This window comes from Nocardioides szechwanensis (assembly GCF_900103935.1).
GTDB classification, from domain to species: Bacteria; Actinomycetota; Actinomycetes; order Propionibacteriales; family Nocardioidaceae; genus Nocardioides; species Nocardioides szechwanensis.
The window spans coordinates 371,706-390,272 of record NZ_FNIC01000004.1 but is presented as its reverse complement, the minus strand read 5'-3'; the positions used below and the strand labels follow the sequence as shown (position 1 = coordinate 390,272).

Here is an 18,567-nt window from a genome sequence, read left to right as displayed (position 1 = left end):
GCGCTGAGAGCGGAATCACGTCGGCCGCAGCGGAGCGGAATCTCGTGGGCTACTGTCCGGGGCGATGGACCCCCTCCTGGTGATCAAGAACAGCGATGCCGGCACCGCCGACGACGAGACGCTGAAGGCCGCGCTGGCCGTGCTCCGCGAGCACAGCTCCGTGGAGGTCCAGGCGACCTCCAACCCCGGCGAGCTCGACGGCGTGCTCCACCGCGCCGGGTCCCGCCGGATCGTGGTGGCCGGCGGCGACGGCAGCCTGCACGCCGTGATCTCGGCGCTCCACCGGCGCCACGAGCTGGCCGACGCCGTGGTGGGCCTGCTCCCGCTCGGCACCGGCAACGACTTCGCGCGCGGCGTCGGGATCCCCCTCGACATCGAGGAGGCCGCCCGCGTCCTGGTGTCCGGCGTGCCGACCCCGATGGACCTGATCGTCGACGAGGTCGGGCAGGTCGTCGTCAACAGCGTCCACGTCGGCGCCGGCGCCAACGCCAGCCGCCGCGGCCACCGCTGGAAGGGCCGCCTGCACGCCGTGGGCGTCGGCAAGGTCAACCTCGGCAAGCTCGGCTACCCGATCGGCGCCGCGCTCACCGCGTTCAACCCGCCCGCGCTGCGCCTGCACGTCGAGCTCGACGGCAAGGTCGTCAACGACCTCGACACCCGGGTGCTGATGGTCGCGCTCGGCAACGGCTCGTCGGTCGGCGGGGGCACCGAGCTCACCCCCGAGGCGGACCCCGCCGACGGCCGGATCGACCTGATGATCTCGAAGGCCACCGGGCCGCTGGCTCGGCTCCTGTACGCCGCCCGGCTGGGCTTCGGCACCCACCAGGAGGCCGACGACGTCACGGCGCTGCGCGGGCGCGAGGTGTCCGTGCGCGGCGAGGAGTTCTGGATCAGCGCCGACGGTGAGATCTACGGACCGGAGCGGCACCGCACGTGGCACATCGAGCCGGCGGCGTACTCCATGGTCCTGCCGGTCGGCTGACCTCTCCCGCCGGGTAGCGTTGCCGCCTGTGGCACGAGGCAAGGGCGATCAGGGCGGGCAGCAGGGCGGCCAGCACAACGGCGGGCCAGTCGACTGGGTGACGCGCGCCGCCGACAACGCGATCCGGCACGCCGGCGAGGGCAACCTGGTCACGGTGTCCTCCGGCATCAGCCCGTCGGGGCCCGTGCACCTGGGCAACCTGCGCGAGGTGCTCACGGTGCACTTCGTCGCCGACGAGATCGCGCGGCGCGGCGTACCCGTGCGGCACCTGCACGTCTGGGACGACTACGACCGGTTCCGCAAGGTGCCCGCCGGGATCGACCCGTCCTACGCCGAGCACATCGGCCGCCCGCTGAGCGCCGTACCCGACCCGACGGGTGAGTTCCCCAGCTGGGCCGAGCGCTTCAAGGCGCCGCTGCTCTCCGCGCTCGCCGAGATGGGCGTCGAGATGGAGCAGGTCAGCCAGACCGAGCGCTACACCTCCGGCTTCTACCGCGAGCAGATCCTCAACGCGGTCGCGCGGCGCGACGACATCGAGACCGTGATGGCGCGCTACCGCACCAAGGCGCCGCCGGCCGGCGAGGACTCCGCGCCCGCGGGGATGCCCTTCCCGTTCAAGCCCTACTGCCGCCAGTGCGGCCGCGACACCACCACCGCCACGGCCTACGACGACGCGACCACCGTCCTCGACTACACCTGCTCCTCGTGCGGCTTCGTCGGCTCCACCGACCTGTCCACGGACAACGAGGGCAAGCTCGTGTGGAAGGTCGACTGGCCGATGCGCTGGGCGCTCGAGAAGGTCGACTTCGAGCCCGCCGGCGACGACCACGCGACCCCCGGCTCGTCGTTCACCGTCGGCAAGGAGCTGGTCACCGAGGTGTTCGGCCACCCGATGCCGACCCACTTTGGCTACTCCTTCGTCGGCATCGCCGGGATGGCCAAGATGTCCTCGTCGCGCGGCGGCGTACCCACCGCGTCCGACGCGTTGCGCATCCTCGAGGCGCCGATCCTGCGCTGGCTCTACGTGCGCCGCCAGCCGCGGCAGGTGTTCACGATCGACTTCGGTCCCGAGGTCGTGCGCCTGTACGACGAGTGGGACGCGCTCGCCCGCAAGGCCGCCGACCCGGCCAAGCGCGACGTCGCCGTGCTCGCCTACGAGCGGGCGTCCGCAACTGTCGCGGCCGGGGTGCTGCCGACGTCGCCGGTGCCGGTGCCGTTCAAGCTGCTGTCGTCGGTCGCCGACGTCACCGCCGGCTCCGCCGAGCTCATCTCCCGCACGATCGGCGACGTCGGCCACCCGCACTCCTCGGTCAGCGACCTCGAGCCGCGGCTGTCCAAGGCGATGACCTGGACCGCGGAGTTCGTGCCCGAGGACGAGCGCACGACGGTCCGGTCCGCGCCCGCTGCCGACCGGCTGGCCGCGCTGACCGAGGACGAGACCATCTGGCTGGCCCAGCTCCTCGACCGGCTGCCCTCGTCGTTCGACCTGGACTCGCTGACCACGCTGATCTACGGCGTACCCAAGCTGGCCCGCGGCCTCGGCCTCGACGACCCGCCCACCGACCAGGTCAAGGCCGACCAGAAGCTCTTCTTCGGCCTGCTCTACGACCTGCTCGTCGCCGCCCCCCGCGGCCCGCGCCTCCCCACCCTCTTCGTCGCCCTCGGCCCCGACCGGGTGCGCTCGCTGCTGGGCGGCTGAGCGCGCGCGGCCTCTTGTAACTCACCGTTACTGCACCTGTCATGCCCGTATGCGGGTGCCCTAGATGCAGTAACGGTGAGTTACAAAGGGACCCCAGCCGCAGCCACGAATCGTTGTCCACAGCCGCGGGGGGCGTCGTTTCACGAGGTCTGTCCAGGGGGCACAAGTCCTGCATGCACCCAGGAGTCCCCGCCGCCATGGCGAGCAACTACGGACTGATCACGCGCTCACAGGCGCTCGACCTCGGCGTGTCACCTGGCGCCATCCGCGCCCTGCTGGTGCACGAGTGGGTCGTCGTGAGGCGCGGCGTCTACGCCGAGCGAGACCTGTGGGAGTCGCTGGACCCGTACCGCGGACGGCCACGACTGCAGACCCGCGCGGCCCTGCTCAACATGACCCGGGGCTGGGTGCTCAGCCACGACTCGTCCGCACACCAACAGGGGCTGGACATCCTGGCTCCGGCGAAGCCGTTCGTGCACATCACCCTGCCCGGACACACCAACGCGTGGACCAAGGCGGGCGTGAAGCATCACCTCGCCGGCTTCGAACCCGACCAGGTCGTGACAGTGGATGGCCTCGCCTGCCTCGACCTCGCCCGCACCTGCTGTGACATCGCGCGCGAGCGCGGACTGACTCACGGCGTACCGGTCATGGATGCGGCGATGAGAAGGGGCGTCCCGCGTAGTGCTCTCGTCGCCGCCAGTGCGCCCATGAGCTTCTGGCCGGGCATCACACAGGTACGACATTCCATCGAGCTCGCGGATCCCGGCGCGGAGTCGATCGCCGAGAGCCTCGGCCGCCTGCTCGTCAGCGAGCTGGGTATCGGTTCGGTCGAGACGCAGTTCCCTGTGCGACTCGACGACCGGGTCGTGCGGTGCGACCTGCGCGTGGGTTGCCACGTCTTCGAGGTCGACGGCCACGTCAAGTACCGCAGCACCCAGGACGGCGGCCTGGCCCAGCGGCCGGAAGACGTCATCTGGGAGGAGAAGCGGCGAGAGCGACTCATTCGCGCCGAAGGGCTCGGCGTGTCCCGAGTGCTCTGGGAGGACCTGTGGGAGCCCAAGCGGTCAGCCGCCAAGCGCCGGCTCCGCGCCGAGTACGACGTCACGGTGGCCAGGTTCGGCGCCGACCTGCCTGATCACCTGGCGCAGTTCGCCCAGGAGATGCGCGGCCGCCGCAGCGCCTGAGCGTCCGGCCGCGCTATGTAACTCACCGTTACTGCCTCTGTCATGCCCGCACACGGGTGCACCAGATGCAGTAACGGTGAGTTACAACATCAGCTCAGCCCAGCAGCGCGTCGAAGGCGGTCGGGCTGGAGTCGCGGAGGAACTCCGAGCAGCGCTCCCATTCGTGGGTCTCGCCGATGGCGCGGGCGGAGAGGGCGAGCAACGCCAGGGAGGTGAGGAAGCCGCGGTTGGGCTCGTGCTCCCACGGGACGGGGCCGTGGCCCTTCCAGCCGTTGCGGCGCAGGTTGTCGAGGGAGCGGTGGTAGCCGACGCGGGCGTAGGCGTAGACCGACACGTCGTCGGCGCCGCCGTCGCGGGCCTCACCGGCGAGCGCGGCCCAGGCGGCCGGCGACTCGGGGTGACGTCGTACGACGTCAGCAGGCGACGACCCCGCCAGCTCGGCGCTCGCCGGGTCGATCGGCAGGTGGGTGGGAGGGGGTCCGGCCATCAGGTCCATGTGACTCATGGAATGAGTGTCCCAGGCGAGGTGTTGACTGACGCCGTGACCCAGACCCACCAGCCGGCCGACCACCCGACCGAGGAGAAGGACCCGTGGCCCGCGCTGTTCGCGCTGTGCCTCGGCTTCTTCATGATCCTGGTCGACTCGACCATCGTGTCCGTCGCGACGCCGGCGATCATCGAGGACTTCGACGCCGAGGTCAACACGGTCGTGTGGGTCACGAGCGCCTACCTGCTGGCCTACGCCGTCCCGGTGCTGATCACCGGCCGCCTGGGTGACCGCTACGGCCCGAAGAAGCTCTACCTCGCCGGGCTCACGGTCTTCACGCTCGCCAGCCTGTGGTGCGGCCTGACCAGCACCATCGAGGGCCTGATCCTGGCCCGCGTGGTGCAGGGGCTCGGCGCGTCGATGATGACGCCGCAGACGATGGCGATCATCACCCGCATCTTCCCCGCCGTACGACGCGGCAAGGCGATGGCGCTGTGGGGCGCGACGGCCGGCGTGGCCACGCTGGTCGGGCCGATCCTCGGCGGTGTGCTCGTCGACGCCCTCGGCTGGGAGTGGATCTTCTTCATCAACGTGCCGGTCGGCATCCTCGGGTTCGTGCTCGCATGGCGGCTGGTGCCGACCCTGTCCACCAACACCCACCGCTTCGACTGGCTCGGGGTGGCGCTGAGCGGCGCCGGCATGTTCCTGCTGGTCTTCGGCATCCAGGAGGGCGACCAGTACGACTGGGGCACCATCACCGGGCAGGTCACGGTGTGGCGGATGATCATCCTCGGCCTGGTGGTCCTCGCGGCGTTCTTCGCCTGGCAGCACTACAACCGCAAGGAGCCGCTGGTCCCGCTGGCGCTCTTCCGCGACCGCAACTTCTCGCTCGCCAACATCGCGATCTCCACGATGGGCTTCGCGATCACCGGCATGGCGATCCCGCTGATGCTCTACGCCCAGCTGGTCCGCGGCCTCAGCCCCACCGAGGCCGCGCTGCTGCTCGTCCCGATGGCGCTGATGTCGATCGGTCTGGCGCGCTACGTCGGCGGGCTCACCGACTCCGTCCACCCGCGCCTGATCACCGGCTTCGGCTTCACCGCGATCGTGCTGTCGCTGGTGTGGCTCTCGGCCGTGATGACCGCCGACTCCGCCACCTGGGAGATCCTGCTGCCGATGGCGCTCCTCGGCATCGGCAACGCCGGCATCTGGGCGCCGGTCTCCGCCACCGCCACCCGCAACCTGCCGCTGCACCAGGCGGGTGCGGGCGCGGGTGTCTACAACGCCACGCGCCAGGTCGGCGCCGTGCTCGGCGCGGCCGGCATCGCGGTGCTGATCGACTCCCGGCTGGCCGCCCAGGGACTGCCCACGAGCTTCACTCCCGAGGGCGGGGCCTCGCGGCTGCCCGCCGCCGTTCAGGGGCCGTTCGCCGAGGCGATGTCGCAGGCGATGCTGCTGCCGGCGGCGATCCTCGTGCTGGGGCTGCTCGCGTCACTGCTCTTCGAGCGACCCCAGCACGACGGGTTCGTCAGACGCTGAGGGCCTTGCCGGACGCGCGCAGGTTCTCGCAGGCCTCGACGACCCGAGCGGCCATGCCCGCCTCGGCGGCCTTGCCCCAGGCACGCGGGTCGTAGGCCTTCTTGTTGCCCACCTCGCCGTCGACCTTGAGCACGCCGTCGTAGTTCTGGAACATGTGCGCGGCGACCGGCCGGGTGAAGGCGTACTGGGTGTCGGTGTCGACGTTCATCTTGACGACGCCGTAGTCGACGGCCGCACCGATCTCCTCGGGCAGCGAGCCGGAGCCACCGTGGAAGACCAGGTCGAACGGGCGGGCGCCGGCCTCGAGACCCAGCTCGGCCACGACGGCCTCCTGGGCGTGCTTGAGGATCTCGGGCCGCAGCCGGACGTGACCGGGCTTGTAGGCGCCGTGCACGTTGCCGAACGTCAGGGCCGTCATGTAGCGACCGTGCTCGCCGGTGCCGAGCGCCTTCACGGTGGCCAGGGCGTCCTCCGGCGTCGTGTAGAGCTTCTCGTTGATCTCGCCGACGACACCGTCCTCCTCGCCACCGACGACACCGATCTCGACCTCGAGGATGATCTTGGCCGCGGCGCAGCGCTCGAGCAGCTCACGCGCGATCTGGAGGTTCTCCTCGAGAGGTACGGCGGAGCCGTCCCACATGTGCGACTGGAACAGCGGCAGCTCGCCGCGCTTGACCCGCTCGGCGGAGATCTCGACCAGGGGACGGACGAAGCCGTCGAGCTTGCCCTTGGGGCAGTGGTCGGTGTGCAGGGCGACGTGGATCGGGTAGTTCTTGGCCACCTCGGCGGCGTAGGCCGCGAAGGCGACCGAGCCGGTGACCATGTTCTTCACCGAGGGGCCGGAGAAGTACTCGGCACCTCCCGTGGACACCTGGATGATGCCGTCCGACCCGGCGTCCGCGAACCCCTGGAGGGCAGCGTTCAGGGTCTGCGACGACGAGACGTTGATGGCCGGGAAGGCGAAGGCGTTCTGCTTCGCGTTGTCGAGCATCTGGGCATAGATCTCAGGGGTTGCGATAGGCATGTCTCGACCCTAGTGGCTACTCGCGAGTCGCCCGAAGGGCAACGAGACCCACGCCTCCCGTGACCTTCGGCCCCTTGACACGTTTGTCTGACAAGCCCCCTCGGACGAACCCGATCAGGAGTCCCGACCATGGTCCGCCGCCCCCTCCGCTCCAGCACCGCCCTGGCCGCCGCCGGCGCCGCCCTCACGCTGTGCGCCACGATGCTCGCGCAGCCCACCGGCGCCGCCCCGCCCGCCGCGGCGCCCGTGGCCGACTTCGCGCCCCAGCTCGTCACCGTCGACACCCCCACCCGGGCCGACAAGGAGCGGCTCCAGCAGCTCGGCCTCGACCTCACCGAGCACGCCGGCCACGACTACATCGAGGTCGTGCTGCACACCCCCGCCGACCTCGCCGCGCTCACGGCCGCCGGCTTCACCCACGACGTCCGGATCCCCGACCTCGTGGCGCGCGGTGTCGAGATCGCCGAGCTCAACGAGGTCTACGCCGCCCGGGTCGCGAGGTCGCAACTGCCCTCGGGCCGCACCGGCTACCGCACCCTCGCCGACTACAACGCCGACATGGCGGCACTGGCACGCAAGCACCCCACCCTCGTCAAGCGATTCACACTGAAGCGGCCGAGCCTGGACGGACGCCCCATCTACGGCGTCGAGATCGGCCGCGACGTGCGCAAGCCGCTGAGCGGCCAGCCGACGTTCCTGCTGATGGGCGTCCACCACGCGCGTGAGTGGCCCTCGGGCGAGCTGGCCATGGAGTTCGCCACCGACCTGGCGAAGAGCTTCGGCCGCAACCAGCGGATCACCGACCTGCTCGGCAAGGCGCGCGTCATCGTCGTACCCGTCGTCAACGTCGACGGCTTCCACCTCTCGCGCACCGACGGCGAGTACGTCGACCTGCGCGCGCTCAACCCCAACGACCCGCTCGGTGGCTCCGCGTCGATCCTCGCCACCCCGGGCCAGACCTACAAGCGCAAGAACTGCCGCGTCGTCGACGGCCAGGACACGCCTGACGGCACCTGCGCGCTGACCCTCAACAGCAACGGCGGCTTCGGCCTCGGCGTCGACCTCAACCGCAACTACGGCGGCTTCTGGGGCGGTCCCGGCGCGGCCGAGACGGAGCCCGACGCGGCCGAGGTCGAGACCGGCATCGCCGACCCGACCTACCGCGGCGCCGGCCCGTTCTCGGAGCCGGAGACCAAGAACATCCAGGACCTCGTGTCGAGCCGCCAGGTCACGATGCTGATCTCCAACCACACCTTCTCCAACCTGGTGCTGCGCCCCAACGGGGTCAACCCCAACACGATCGGCCACGACGGCCTCCCGGTCGGCGACGCCCCCGACGAGCAGGCGCTCAAGCAGCTCGGCGCCCGGATGAGCGCCCAGAACGGCTACGCCAACATCCACGGCTGGCAGCTCTACGACACGACCGGCACCACCGAGGACTGGTCCTACAACGCCACCGGCGGTTTCGGCTACACCTTCGAGATCGGCGCCAACGAGTTCCACCCGCCGTACCAGGAGGTCGTCGGTGAGTACCTCGGCGCCGGCAAGTACGCCGGCAAGGGCAACCGCGCCGCGTTCCTGATCGCGCTCGAGCACGCCGTCGACACCCGCTACAGCGGCGTCCTCGAGGGCAAGGCGCCGAAGGGCGCCACGATCCGGCTGTCGAAGACGTTCCGCAGCCCCACCTGGGAGTCGTCGTTCCGCGACCGCATCGACACCCCGATCCGGGTCGGCGCCGACGGCGCGTTCTCGTGGATCGTCAACCCGTCCACCCGGCCGGTCGTGCGTCCCCGCACCTACCAGGCCCTGGCCGACAGGCCGTTCAAGGTCACCACGATCGACGGCACCACGGCGGCTCCCAACGGCTCGACCGACCACACGTTCGTGCTCTCGAAGCCGGTCGACCTGTGGCGCACGGAGCTCGACTGGCCGACCCCCGACGACCTGGACCTCACCGTCTTCCGCAAGCAGGGCGGCCAGCTGGTCGAGGTCGGGACCTCCGGCGAGCTGCCCGGCTCCAAGGAGATGGTCGAGCTGCCCGACGCCCCCGCCGGCACCTACGTCCTCCGGGTCACCAACTACGCCTCGGCGTCGCCGTCCTACACGCTGACGGAGTCGTTCTTCGACGCCCGCACCCTCACGACCAAGGGCACGCGCGAGGCCTACACGCTCACCTGCGAGAAGTTCGGGAAGGTCCTCCAGACGACCCAGGTCTTCATCGGCCGCGGCCAGACCAAGCAGGTCGACCTCGGGGAGTGCCGCCGCCGTTGGTGAGCGGTCCGTAGCCTCGGAGGAATGCGCCGACGGAGCTCCCTGACCAGCACCTCCCGGGAGTCCCGCCTGCCCCTCACCGCCGAAGAGGCGTGGGCGGTCGTGGCCTCGGGGCGCGCCGGCCCGCAGTGGTACGTCGACGCCGCGCCGTTCGTCGTCCGCGGCGCCCTCGACCGGCTCACCGGCGGCACCGGCCGCCGCTGGGACCCTCCGGGGACGCCGGTGCTGGCGACGGGTGACCTCGCCGGTCTCTGGCGGGTCACCGAGGCCGACCACACGCACCGGCGCCTGGTCCTCACCGCGGAGGTCCGCGCGCCGGGCACGGTCACGCTGGTCTCCGAGGTCCAGCCGCGCACCGCCGGCTGCGCGCTGCGCCAGACGGTGCGGCTCGACCCGAGCGGCCTGCTCGGGACGGCGTACCTGCTCGCGGACCTCCCGGCGCGCGAGGCCCTCCTCGAGCTCACGCACCGACGGCTGCTGCGCGACCTCGGCTCGTGACAACCGGTGTCCCGGGCCGTCGACAGGCTCCAAGGTGCTGACGAGCCCAACGTCACAGTGACCCCGGGGCTGCCTCGGCGGTTGTCCCGTCATGACGCGCCTTCGCACCGCCGCCACCCTGGTAGCCCTCGCCCTGAGCGCCGGGCTGCTCGGCGTCGTGGGCCCGGGCCACGGGTCGGAGCCGGTGGCGCCGTTCAGCCCTCAGCTGGTGCGCGTCCACACCGACACCCCGGCCGAGCGGGCCACCCTGGCCGGGCTCGGCCTCGACGGCACCGAGCACGCCGGGCCGGACCACACTGACCTCGTCCTGCACACGGCCGACGACCGCGACCGGCTCGCCGGCAGCGGGCTCGAGTGGCAGGTCACGATCGGGGACCTGCTGGCCCGCGAGGCCGCCAACAACCTCGCCAACGCGGAGTACGCCGCCGGCACGGCCCGCTCCCCGCTGCCGTCGGGGCGCACGTCGTACCGCACCCTGGAGGACTACGACCGGGAGATGCGCGGACTGGCGAAGCGTCGCCCGTCGCTGGTGCGGACCTTCACCCTCGCCCGTCCCACCCTCGACGGGCGCACCGTCCGGGCCATCGAGATCGGCAGTGACGTACGCCGGCCCGCGTCGGGCCGGCCGACGTTCGTGATGCTGGGTCTCCACCACGCCCGCGAGTGGCCGTCGGCCGAGCACACGATGGAGTTCGCCCACGAGCTGGTGCGCGGCTACGGCCACGACGCGCGGGTCACCCGGCTCCTCGACCGGCTGCGCGTGGTGCTCGTCCCGGTGGTCAACGCCGACGGTTTCGACCTCTCGCGCACGTCCGGCGGGCTGGTCGACCTCAACCTGCTCAACCCGCTCGACCCCAGCGGCACCGTCATCCCGACGGCGACCCAGGTGCTGACGCCCGGCATGGCCTACCTGCGCAAGAACTGCCGGCTCGCCGACGGCGTCGACACCCCCGACGGCAGCTGCGGCGCGATGCTCGCGACCCCGGCCGGGTTCGGCCTCGGGGTGGACCTCAACCGCAACTACGGCATGTGGTGGGGCGGGCCGGGCGCCGCCGGTCAGGTGCCGAGCGCGACCGAGTTCCACGCCGGCCTGCTGGACCCGCGCTACCACGGCGCCGCGCCGTTCTCCGAGCCCGAGACCCGCAACGTGCGCGACCTGTTCCTGTCGCGCTCGGCGACCGGGATGATCACCAACCACACCTTCGGCAACCTCGTCCTCCGGCCGTGGTCCGGCTCCCCCGACCACGTCACCGACGCCGGCCGCCGGGTCGGCCTGGCCCGCGACGAGCGGGCGATGGCCGCACTCGGTGGCCGCCTCGCCCGGCAGAACGGCTACACCAGCCAGCGCAGCTACGCCCTGTACGACGGCATGGGCACCACCGAGGACTGGGCCTACGGCGCCACCGGGACGTACGGCTACACCTTCGAGATCGGCGGCACCGAGTTCCACCCGCCGTTCGAGGACGTGGTCGACCACTACGGCCGCAACCGCGCGGCGTACCTGATCGCCCTCGAGCACGCCGCCGACCCCGAGCACCACTCGGTGCTCAGCGGCCGGGCCCCCGCGGGCGCCCGGCTCACGCTCACCCGCGACGCCTCGACGGCGACCTGGGACGGCTCCAGCCCCGCCACGTTCCGCACGTCGATCCGGGTCCCGGCCGACGGGACGTTCACCTGGCACGTCAACCCGTCGACCCGGCCGACCGCGGCCGAGCCCGAGCGCTACACGCTCACCTGCACACGCGCCGGGAAGGTCCGGCAGACCACCCGCGTGCTCGTCGGGCGCGGCCAGGTGCGCGAGCTCGATATGTCCTGCTGACGGTCAGCCCCGCCAGGGCTCGGCGGCACCCTCGCCCGCGAGGTCGGCGTACTCACGGACCCAGGAGTGCATCGCGATGGCGGCCGCGGCCGAGGCGTTGATCGAGCGGGTCGAGCCGAACTGCGCGATCGAGAACGTGCCGTCGCAGGCGTCCCGCGCACCCTCGGAGAGCCCCGGACCCTCCTGGCCGAACAGGAAGCAGACCCGCCGCGGCATACGCATCGTCTCCAGGTGCGCGCTCCCGGGCAGGTTGTCGACGCCGAGCAGCCGCACGTCGCGCTCGTGGAGGTAGGCGACCAGGTCGGCGACGGTGGGGTGGTGCCGCACGTGCTGGTAGCGGTCGGTCACCATCGCGCCGCGGCGGTTCCAGCGCCGGTTGCCGACAATGTGCACCTCGGCGGCGAGGAACGCGTTGGCGGAGCGGACGATCGTGCCGATGTTGAAGTCGTGCTGCCAGTTCTCGATCGCGACGTGGAAGTCGTGGCGGCGCAGGTCGAGGTCGGCCACGATCGCCTCGAGGCTCCAGTAGCGGTAGCGGTCCACGACGTTGCGGCGGTCGCCCTCGGCCAGCAGCACGGGGTCGTACTGCGCGCCGGTCGGCCACGGGCCCTCCCACGGGCCGACGCCGACCTCGGCGGGACCGTGCGGCATCGGGTCGTACGGCGCGTTGCGCTCGACCCCGCTGGCAGCGCTCTCATCCGGGTCCGGCACGGCGCGAGACTACCCAGGTCCGTGTAGGAGGCCCCGGGTACGGTTTGCGCGTGACTGCCCTCCTCGACCTCGTCGAGCTCCAGCCCCTGCTCCTGGGCATGGACTGGATGGATCCCAACTGGCTGCTCGAGCGCTTCGACGCCCAGTTCTTCTGGATCAGCCTGCTGATCATCTTCGTCGAGTGCGGGCTCTTCTTCCCGTTCCTGCCGGGCGACACCCTGCTCTTCGCGCTCGGGCTCTTCATCGCCGGCGAGAAGATCGACCTGTTCCCCGGCGCCCCGTTCGTCGAGCTGCTGGTGACATTCCTGCTGCTGACGGTGGCCGCGGTGATGGGCAATGTCGCCGGCTACGAGATAGGCCGGGCCATCGGCCCGCCGCTCTACAACCGCGAGGGGCGGATCCTCAAGCGCAAGTACTTCGACCAGACCAGCGCCTTCTTCGAGAAGCACGGCAACAAGGCCCTGGTGATCGGCCGCTTCGTCCCGTTCGTGCGGACCTACATCACCGTGGTCGCGGGAGTGACCCGCATGGACCGCCAGCGCTTCTTCAAGTGGAGCCTGGTGGGAGCCGCGCTCTGGGTCGCCAGCGTCCTCGCGCTCGGCTACTTCCTCGGCTCGGCGTTCCCCACCCTCGGCGAGAACATCGACAAGGCGATCATCGTGATCATCGCCTTCTCCCTGGTCCCCGTGGCCTACGAGTGGTGGAAGCACCGCCGCCAGGCCAAGGACGTCGTCGAGGACGTCGTCGAAGGCCCGGTCGAGGGCTGAGCCGGACCAGCTGGCTCCGCGTCAGCCGCGGACGGCGTCCAGCTGCGCCTTGGTGAGCACCGGGCGCACCTCGAGGCCGACGTCGGCCAACGGGTTCTCCCCGGCGGGGCTGCGGTCGATCGCGCACACGACGACCTCCACGACGGCGCCCGCGGCCCGCAGCGCGTTGGTCGCGTCGCGTACGGCGCCACCCGTGGTGATCACGTCCTCGACCAGGGTGACCCGCCGCCCGGCCACGTCCGGTCCCTCGGCCAGCTTGCAGGTGCCGTACTCCTTGGCCTGCTTGCGCACGAACAGCGCCGGCCGGCCGGTCAGGCTGCTGACCATCGTCGCGATCGGGATGCCTCCGAGCTCGAGCCCACCGAGCAGGTCGGTGTCGTGCGGCAGCAGCGGCACCATCTGCCGGGCCACCCGCGCCAACAGCTCCGGCTGCGCCTCGAAGAGGTACTTGTCGAAGTACTCCGACGACACCTGCCCCGACCGGAGCGTGAACTCCCCCGTCAGGCGGCAGCAGGCGTCGATGTCGGCCGCGAGGCCCGAGTCACTGCTGGGATCACTGGTCACGTCCGAACATTATCGGTGGTTGAGGTGCGAGCGAGCGCTCGTCCTGAGGTGCGAGCTTGCGAGCCTCGAAACCACCCGTCGTAGGCTCGCTCGCATGCCCGCTCACCAGCACGCGCGCCGGCTCGACGGCATCCCGCCGACGATCTTCTCCCAGATGTCGGCGCTGGCCGTGCGCACCGGCTCGGTCAACCTGGGCCAGGGCTTCCCCGACGTCGACGGCCCGCCCGAGGTGGTGGCGCGGGCGGTGCGGGCGCTGGAGGAGGGCGCCAACCAGTACGCACCGGGCATCGGTGTCCCCGCGCTGCGCCAGGCGATCGCCCGCCACCAGCAGCGCCACTACGGGATCGAGCTCGACCCCGACTCCCAGGTCGTGGTCACCACCGGCTGCACGGAGGCGGTGGCCGCGGCCCTGCTGGGCCTGGTCGACCCGGGTGACGAGGTCGTCGTGCTCGAGCCCTACTACGACTCCTACGTCGCGATGATCCAGATGGCCGGTGGCGTACGCCGCCCGGTCACCCTGCGCGCCCCCGACTTCCGGCTCGACGCCGACGAGCTGCGGGCCGCGGTCACCGCGCGCACCCGGTTCGTGCTGCTCAACTCACCGCACAACCCGACCGGCAGCGTGCTGCGCCGTGACGAGCTCCAGGCGGTCGCCGACGTGGCGATCGAGCACGACCTGGTGGTGATCACCGACGAGGTCTACGAGCACCTGGTCTTCGACGACCACGAGCACGTGCCGCTCGCGACCCTGCCCGGCATGGCCGAACGCACGCTGACGCTGTCCAGCGCCGGCAAGTCCTACTCCTTCACCGGGTGGAAGGTCGGCTGGGCGACCGGTCCGGCCGACCTGGTCGGCGCGGTGCTCGCGGCCAAGCAGTGGCTGACCTTCACCTCCGGCTCGCCGCTCCAGCCCGCGGTCGCGCTGGCGCTCGACGAGCACCCCGACTTCCCGACCGAGCTGGCCGCCGACCTCCAGCAGCGCCGGGACCTCCTGTGCGAAGGCCTGGCCGCCGCCGGGCTGACCGTCCAGGTGCCCGAGGGCACCTACTTCGCGACCACCGACGTGCGCGACCTCGGCTGGGACGACGGCCTGGCGTTCTGCCAGGCGCTGCCGGAGCGCGCCGGCGTCGTCGCGATCCCCGCGCAGGTCTTCTACGACGACCGCGAGGCGGGTCGGCACCTGGTGCGGTGGGCGTTCTGCAAGCAGCCCGAGGTCATCGAGGACGGCATCCGGCGGCTGGCGGCTGCCGACCTAGGAGCCTGAGCGGGCGGCGAACCACGCGCGGACGTCGGGCCGGACCAGCAGCGACACAGTGACCAGGCACGCGACCAGCGGCAGCGCCATCAGGAAGTTGAAGATCGTGAACACGAGGCACACCGCGGCGGCGCCCGCCGCCGAGAAGAGCAGGGCGGTGCGGCCCCAGGCCACCCGCCGGAAGGCCTGCAGGGCGAAGAAGCTCGCGGCCCCTCCCCACACCAGCACGACGGCAGCGGTGACGTAGGTCGCCGACTTGATGGCCGAGTCGGTCATCCCCTCGGAGGACAGGTCGGGGTTCTGCCGGTGCAGCTCGTCGAAGACGAGGTCGGGGGCCGCCAGCAGCACCAGGACGCTCAGCGCCATGGCGAAGATCGCCAGGCCGCAGAAGGTCCAGGTCAGGATGCACGCCCACAGCAGCCGCGCCGGTCGTGGCGCCGGGCCGGCGAAGGGGGCGGTCGTCACCATCGGCCCGTAGCCGACGGGGGTGGTGCCGAAGCCGCTCATCGGGCGGGGCTCGGTGGACGGCGGGGCCACCGGGGGCCCCACCGGCGTCTCGCCCGGGGACTCCTCCGGGTGCCGGGGCCCGGCCATGGCCGCGGCCGCCTCCACCGCGGGACGGCGTACGACGCCGTCGAACCAGTCACGCGCCGGCTGGAGCCACAGCATCACCGTCGCGGCGACGACGAGCGCGGACAGGAAGCCGCCGACCGCCATCCCGCTCACGAACAGGGGCAGCGCGAGCACGGCCAGGCCGATCCGAGCGCTCCGCGAGCGCTGCAGGACGAAGAACCCGAGGATCGCCGCCGCGGTGGCGCAGGCACCCGCCACCATCGAGAGCGCTCGAAGCGCGGTGACGACGTCCTCGGCACTCATGCCGAGGCCGTCACCAGGCGGTTCGGAGAGGAACTGCTCGACCGACTTCTGCGTCTCCAGGGAGCCCAGGCCTGCGACGCGCTCGAACACCGAGGCCACGATGAGGGCCGACCCGCCCATGATGATGACGGCGCCGAGGGTGACCTGGCGGGGGCGTGCGGGCAGGTCACTCATGGCGCCCATTCCACCAGTGACCCGGTCACGCCCCGACGGCGAGGGTCAGCCCCGAGGCCCCGTCAGCGCTCACGTCGACGCTCACCGTGCCACCGTCGACCACCTCGCCGCCGATCAGCAGCCGGGCCAGCGGGTCGCCGATGGCGGTCTGGATCAGACGCCGGAGCGGGCGGGCGCCGTACGCCGGGTCGTAGCCGGTGTCGGCGAGCCAGGTGCGGGCCTCGGGCGTCACCACGATGCTGATCCGGCGCACCGCCAGCCGCTTCTCGAGCAGCGCCAGCTGGAGGTCGACGATCCGGGCGAGGTCGTCGCGGGTGAGCGCGTCGAACTGCACGATCTCGTCGAGCCGGTTGAGGAACTCCGGCTTGAAGCTGGCCCGGACGACCGCGAGCACGGACTCCTTCTTCTTCTCGGTGTCGAGCGTCGGGTCGACCAGGAAGTGCGAGCCGAGGTTGCTGGTGAGGATCAGGATTGTGTTGCGGAAGTCGACCGTGCGGCCCTGGCCGTCGGTGAGCCGGCCGTCGTCGAGCACCTGGAGCAGGATGTCGAAGGCCTCGGGGTGGGCCTTCTCGACCTCGTCGAGCAGCACGACGGAGTAGGGCCGGCGGCGGACCGCCTCGGTCAGCTGGCCGCCCTCCTCGTAGCCGACGTAGCCCGGAGGGGCCCCGACCAGGCGCGCCACCGAGTGCTTCTCGGAGTACTCGCTCATGTCGATGCGCACGATCGCGCGCTCGTCGTCGAACAGGAAGTCGGCCAGCGCCTTGGCCAGCTCGGTCTTGCCGGTGCCGGTCGGGCCGAGGAACAGGAACGAGCCGGTGGGCCGGTTGGGGTCGGCGATGCCGGCACGCGAACGGCGTACGGCGTCACTGACGGCGCCTACGGCGTCCTGCTGGCCGACCAGACGCTCACCGACGACGTCCTCCATGCGCAGCAGCTTGGCGGTCTCGCCCTCGAGCATCCGCCCGGTGGGGATGCCGGTCCAGGCCTCGACGACCTCGGCGATCTGCTCGGCACCGACCTCCTCGCCGACCAGGGGCTCGAGCTCGCTGCGCTCGACCGCCTCGACCTCGGCGATCTTCTTCTCCAGCATGGGGATCTGGCCGTAGAGCAGCTCGCTGGCCTTCTCGTACTCCTGGTCGCGCTGGAGCTTCTCGGCCTCGATCCGCAGGTGGTCGAGCTGGCGGCGCAGCTCGCCCTCGCCCTCGAGCGAGGCCTTCTCCTGCTCCCACCGGGCCTCGAGCCCGCGCAGCTCCTCCTCGCGGTCGGCGAGGTCGGCCTGCAGCCGCTCGAGCCGGTCGGCCGAGGCCTCGTCGCTCTCGCGCTCGAGTGCGAACTCCTCCATCTTGAGCCGCTCCACCTGGCGGCGCAGCTGGTCGATCTCCTCCGGGGAGGACTCGATCTCCATGCGCAGCCGGGACGACGCCTCGTCGATCAGGTCGATCGCCTTGTCGGGCAGCTGGCGACCGGTGATGTAGCGGTCGGACAGGGTGGCGGCGGCGACCAGCGCGGCGTCGGTGATCCGGACGCCGTGGTGGGCCTCGTACTTCTGCTGGATGCCGCGCAGGATCTGGATGGTGTCCTCGACGCTGGGCTCGCCGACGAAGACCTGCTGGAAGCGGCGCTCCAGGGCGGGGTCCTTCTCGATCCGCTCGCGGTACTCGTCGAGGGTGGTCGCGCCGATCATGTGCAGCTCGCCGCGGGCCAGCATCGGCTTGAGCATGTTGCCGGCGTCCATGGCGGAGTCGCCGCCCGCGCCCGCGCCGACGACGGTGTGGAGCTCGTCGATGAACGTGATGATCTGGCCGCCGGCGTCCTTGATCTCCTCGAGCACGGCCTTGAGCCGCTCCTCGAACTCACCGCGGTACTTCGCGCCCGCGACCATCGCGGCCAGGTCGAGGCTCAGCACCCGGCGGCCCTTGAGGGAGTCGGGGACGTCGCCGGCGACGACGCGCTGGGCCAGGCCCTCGACGACGGCGGTCTTGCCCACACCGGGCTCGCCGATGAGCACGGGGTTGTTCTTGGTGCGCCGCGAGAGCACCTGCACCACGCGGCGGATCTCGGCGTCGCGGCCGATCACCGGGTCGAGCCGGCCGTCCTCGGCGGCGGAGGTGAGGTCGACGGAGTACTTCTCCAGGGCCTCGTACGTCGACTCGGCCTCCTGGCTGGTGACCCGACGGTTGCCGCGGACGGCCGTCAGCCCCTCGCGCAGCCCGGCCTCGGTGAGACCGGAGTCGGTGAGCACCTTCTGGGCGGGGCTGTCGGTGCCGGCGATCGCGATCAGCAGGTGCTCGGTCGCGACGTAGTCGTCCTTCATGGACGACGCGAGGTCGAGCGCGGCCGCGAGCACACGGGTGAGGGCGGCCGACGCGGCCGGCTGCTGCACGGTGGCGCCGCTGGCCTTGGGCAGGGCCTCGAGCACGGCGACCGCGCGCGCGGTGAGGGCGGCGGCGTCGACCCCCGCCTTGGCGACCAGGTTGCGGGCGATCCCGTCGTCCTGGCGGAGCAGGGCGACCAGAACGTGGATGGGCTCGGTGGCGGTGTTGCCGGCGGTGGTGGCCGAGAGCTGGGCAGCCTCGATCGCCTCGCGGCTGCGGGTCGTGAACTTGTCGGCGCCGAACTGGCTCATGTCTCTCCTGTGGGTGCGCGACTGATACGGGCGGTCACTAGTCACAACGATCCCAAAGTTGAGTCTGTTCCACTCAACTTCGACTGTT

General features: G+C 71.5%; 15 protein-coding genes. 9 read left to right on the top strand and 6 right to left on the bottom strand.

All coding sequences use genetic code 11. From position 1 onward, the window contains the following. Nucleotides 1-64 precede the first annotated feature (64 nt). From BLR90_RS12510 to BLR90_RS12500, 3 genes are all read left to right on the top strand, one after another. Complete coding sequence (locus BLR90_RS12510; RefSeq protein WP_245715282.1) at nt 65-982, top strand: diacylglycerol/lipid kinase family protein; 918 nt, start codon at nt 65-67, stop codon at nt 980-982. Between the two features lie 28 nt (nt 983-1,010). Beyond that, nucleotides 1,011-2,681, top strand: coding sequence for a lysine--tRNA ligase (gene lysS / locus BLR90_RS12505; RefSeq protein ID WP_091025532.1), 1,671 nt, complete (start codon nt 1,011-1,013; stop codon nt 2,679-2,681). 173 nt (nt 2,682-2,854) lie between these two features. Next, nucleotides 2,855-3,868 (top strand): type IV toxin-antitoxin system AbiEi family antitoxin domain-containing protein, encoded by a 1,014-nt coding sequence (locus BLR90_RS12500; RefSeq protein WP_143016206.1) that lies wholly within the window; start codon nt 2,855-2,857, stop codon nt 3,866-3,868. Between the two features lie 94 nt (nt 3,869-3,962). On the opposite strand, the gene BLR90_RS12495 is transcribed toward BLR90_RS12500, so the two are convergent. Continuing rightward, complete coding sequence (locus tag BLR90_RS12495) at nt 3,963-4,373, bottom strand: DUF3151 domain-containing protein (protein ID WP_091025530.1); 411 nt, start codon at nt 4,371-4,373, stop codon at nt 3,963-3,965. A gap of 36 nt (nt 4,374-4,409) precedes the next feature. On the opposite strand from BLR90_RS12495, the gene BLR90_RS12490 reads away from it, so the two are divergent. Beyond that, nucleotides 4,410-5,894, top strand: a complete 1,485-nt coding sequence (locus BLR90_RS12490) for a DHA2 family efflux MFS transporter permease subunit (RefSeq protein WP_281245395.1) — start codon at nt 4,410-4,412, stop codon at nt 5,892-5,894. Here BLR90_RS12490 and fbaA read toward each other — a convergent pair. Further along, nucleotides 5,884-6,918, bottom strand: coding sequence for a class II fructose-bisphosphate aldolase (gene fbaA, locus BLR90_RS12485; protein WP_091025528.1), 1,035 nt, complete (start codon nt 6,916-6,918; stop codon nt 5,884-5,886). The genes BLR90_RS12490 and fbaA overlap by 11 nt on opposite strands. A 129-nt stretch (nt 6,919-7,047) precedes the next feature. Here fbaA and BLR90_RS12480 point away from each other — a divergent pair, with 129 nt between their 5' ends. The 3 genes from BLR90_RS12480 (at nt 7,048) to BLR90_RS12470 (ending at nt 11,506) form a co-directional block, all read left to right on the top strand. Then, nucleotides 7,048-9,192: a M14 family zinc carboxypeptidase gene (locus tag BLR90_RS12480; protein ID WP_218029407.1), complete on the top strand. Its 2,145-nt coding sequence runs from the start codon at nt 7,048-7,050 to the stop codon at nt 9,190-9,192. Between the two features lie 21 nt (nt 9,193-9,213). Continuing rightward, nucleotides 9,214-9,687: a DUF2867 domain-containing protein gene (locus tag BLR90_RS12475; RefSeq protein ID WP_091025527.1), complete on the top strand. Its 474-nt coding sequence runs from the start codon at nt 9,214-9,216 to the stop codon at nt 9,685-9,687. Nucleotides 9,688-9,778: 91 nt separating this feature from the next. After that, a complete protein-coding gene (locus BLR90_RS12470) occupies nt 9,779-11,506 on the top strand; it encodes a M14 family zinc carboxypeptidase (RefSeq protein WP_091025526.1) in 1,728 nt (575 codons plus the stop codon). Between the two features lie 3 nt (nt 11,507-11,509). Here the strand turns inward: BLR90_RS12470 and BLR90_RS12465 are convergent, their stop codons facing one another. Then, nucleotides 11,510-12,157, bottom strand: coding sequence for a TrmH family RNA methyltransferase (locus BLR90_RS12465; protein WP_091025583.1), 648 nt, complete (start codon nt 12,155-12,157; stop codon nt 11,510-11,512). A gap of 110 nt (nt 12,158-12,267) precedes the next feature. Between BLR90_RS12465 and BLR90_RS12460 the strand changes: the two genes are divergently transcribed. After that, nucleotides 12,268-12,984 carry a DedA family protein gene (locus BLR90_RS12460; protein ID WP_245715281.1) on the top strand — a complete coding sequence of 239 codons (717 nt, stop codon included), beginning with the start codon at nt 12,268-12,270 and terminating at the stop codon, nt 12,982-12,984. Between the two features lie 21 nt (nt 12,985-13,005). On the opposite strand, the gene pyrE is transcribed toward BLR90_RS12460, so the two are convergent. Further along, nucleotides 13,006-13,548 carry an orotate phosphoribosyltransferase gene (pyrE, locus tag BLR90_RS12455; protein ID WP_091025525.1) on the bottom strand — a complete coding sequence of 181 codons (543 nt, stop codon included), beginning with the start codon at nt 13,546-13,548 and terminating at the stop codon, nt 13,006-13,008. A 94-nt stretch (nt 13,549-13,642) separates the two neighbouring features. On the opposite strand from pyrE, the gene BLR90_RS12450 reads away from it, so the two are divergent. Then, nucleotides 13,643-14,812 carry a pyridoxal phosphate-dependent aminotransferase gene (locus tag BLR90_RS12450; RefSeq protein ID WP_091025524.1) on the top strand — a complete coding sequence of 390 codons (1,170 nt, stop codon included), beginning with the start codon at nt 13,643-13,645 and terminating at the stop codon, nt 14,810-14,812. On the opposite strand, the gene BLR90_RS12445 is transcribed toward BLR90_RS12450, so the two are convergent. Further along, on the bottom strand, nt 14,801-15,853 hold the full coding sequence (locus BLR90_RS12445; RefSeq protein ID WP_143016205.1) for a hypothetical protein: 1,053 nt from the start codon (nt 15,851-15,853) through the stop codon (nt 14,801-14,803). The genes BLR90_RS12450 and BLR90_RS12445 overlap by 12 nt on opposite strands. 25 nt (nt 15,854-15,878) lie before the next feature. Continuing rightward, a complete protein-coding gene (clpB, locus tag BLR90_RS12440; protein WP_091025522.1) occupies nt 15,879-18,479 on the bottom strand; it encodes an ATP-dependent chaperone ClpB in 2,601 nt (866 codons plus the stop codon). Between the last annotated feature and the right edge of the window lie 88 nt (nt 18,480-18,567).

What these genes read in the sequence shown, in the direction of transcription:
- clpB (WP_091025522.1), bottom strand. Translation starts at nt 18,479, where the DNA reads ATGAGCCAGTTCGGCGCCGACAAGTTCACGACCCGCAGCCGCGAGGCG.
- BLR90_RS12500 (WP_143016206.1), top strand. Translation starts at nt 2,855, where the DNA reads ATGCACCCAGGAGTCCCCGCCGCCATGGCGAGCAACTACGGACTGATC.
- BLR90_RS12480 (WP_218029407.1), top strand. Translation starts at nt 7,048, where the DNA reads ATGGTCCGCCGCCCCCTCCGCTCCAGCACCGCCCTGGCCGCCGCCGGC.
- BLR90_RS12445 (WP_143016205.1), bottom strand. Translation starts at nt 15,853, where the DNA reads ATGAGTGACCTGCCCGCACGCCCCCGCCAGGTCACCCTCGGCGCCGTC.
- BLR90_RS12450 (WP_091025524.1), top strand. Translation starts at nt 13,643, where the DNA reads ATGCCCGCTCACCAGCACGCGCGCCGGCTCGACGGCATCCCGCCGACG.
- BLR90_RS12495 (WP_091025530.1), bottom strand. Translation starts at nt 4,373, where the DNA reads ATGAGTCACATGGACCTGATGGCCGGACCCCCTCCCACCCACCTGCCG.
- fbaA (WP_091025528.1), bottom strand. Translation starts at nt 6,918, where the DNA reads ATGCCTATCGCAACCCCTGAGATCTATGCCCAGATGCTCGACAACGCG.
- BLR90_RS12475 (WP_091025527.1), top strand. Translation starts at nt 9,214, where the DNA reads ATGCGCCGACGGAGCTCCCTGACCAGCACCTCCCGGGAGTCCCGCCTG.
- BLR90_RS12465 (WP_091025583.1), bottom strand. Translation starts at nt 12,157, where the DNA reads ATGCCGCACGGTCCCGCCGAGGTCGGCGTCGGCCCGTGGGAGGGCCCG.
- BLR90_RS12470 (WP_091025526.1), top strand. Translation starts at nt 9,779, where the DNA reads ATGACGCGCCTTCGCACCGCCGCCACCCTGGTAGCCCTCGCCCTGAGC.
- BLR90_RS12510 (WP_245715282.1), top strand. Translation starts at nt 65, where the DNA reads ATGGACCCCCTCCTGGTGATCAAGAACAGCGATGCCGGCACCGCCGAC.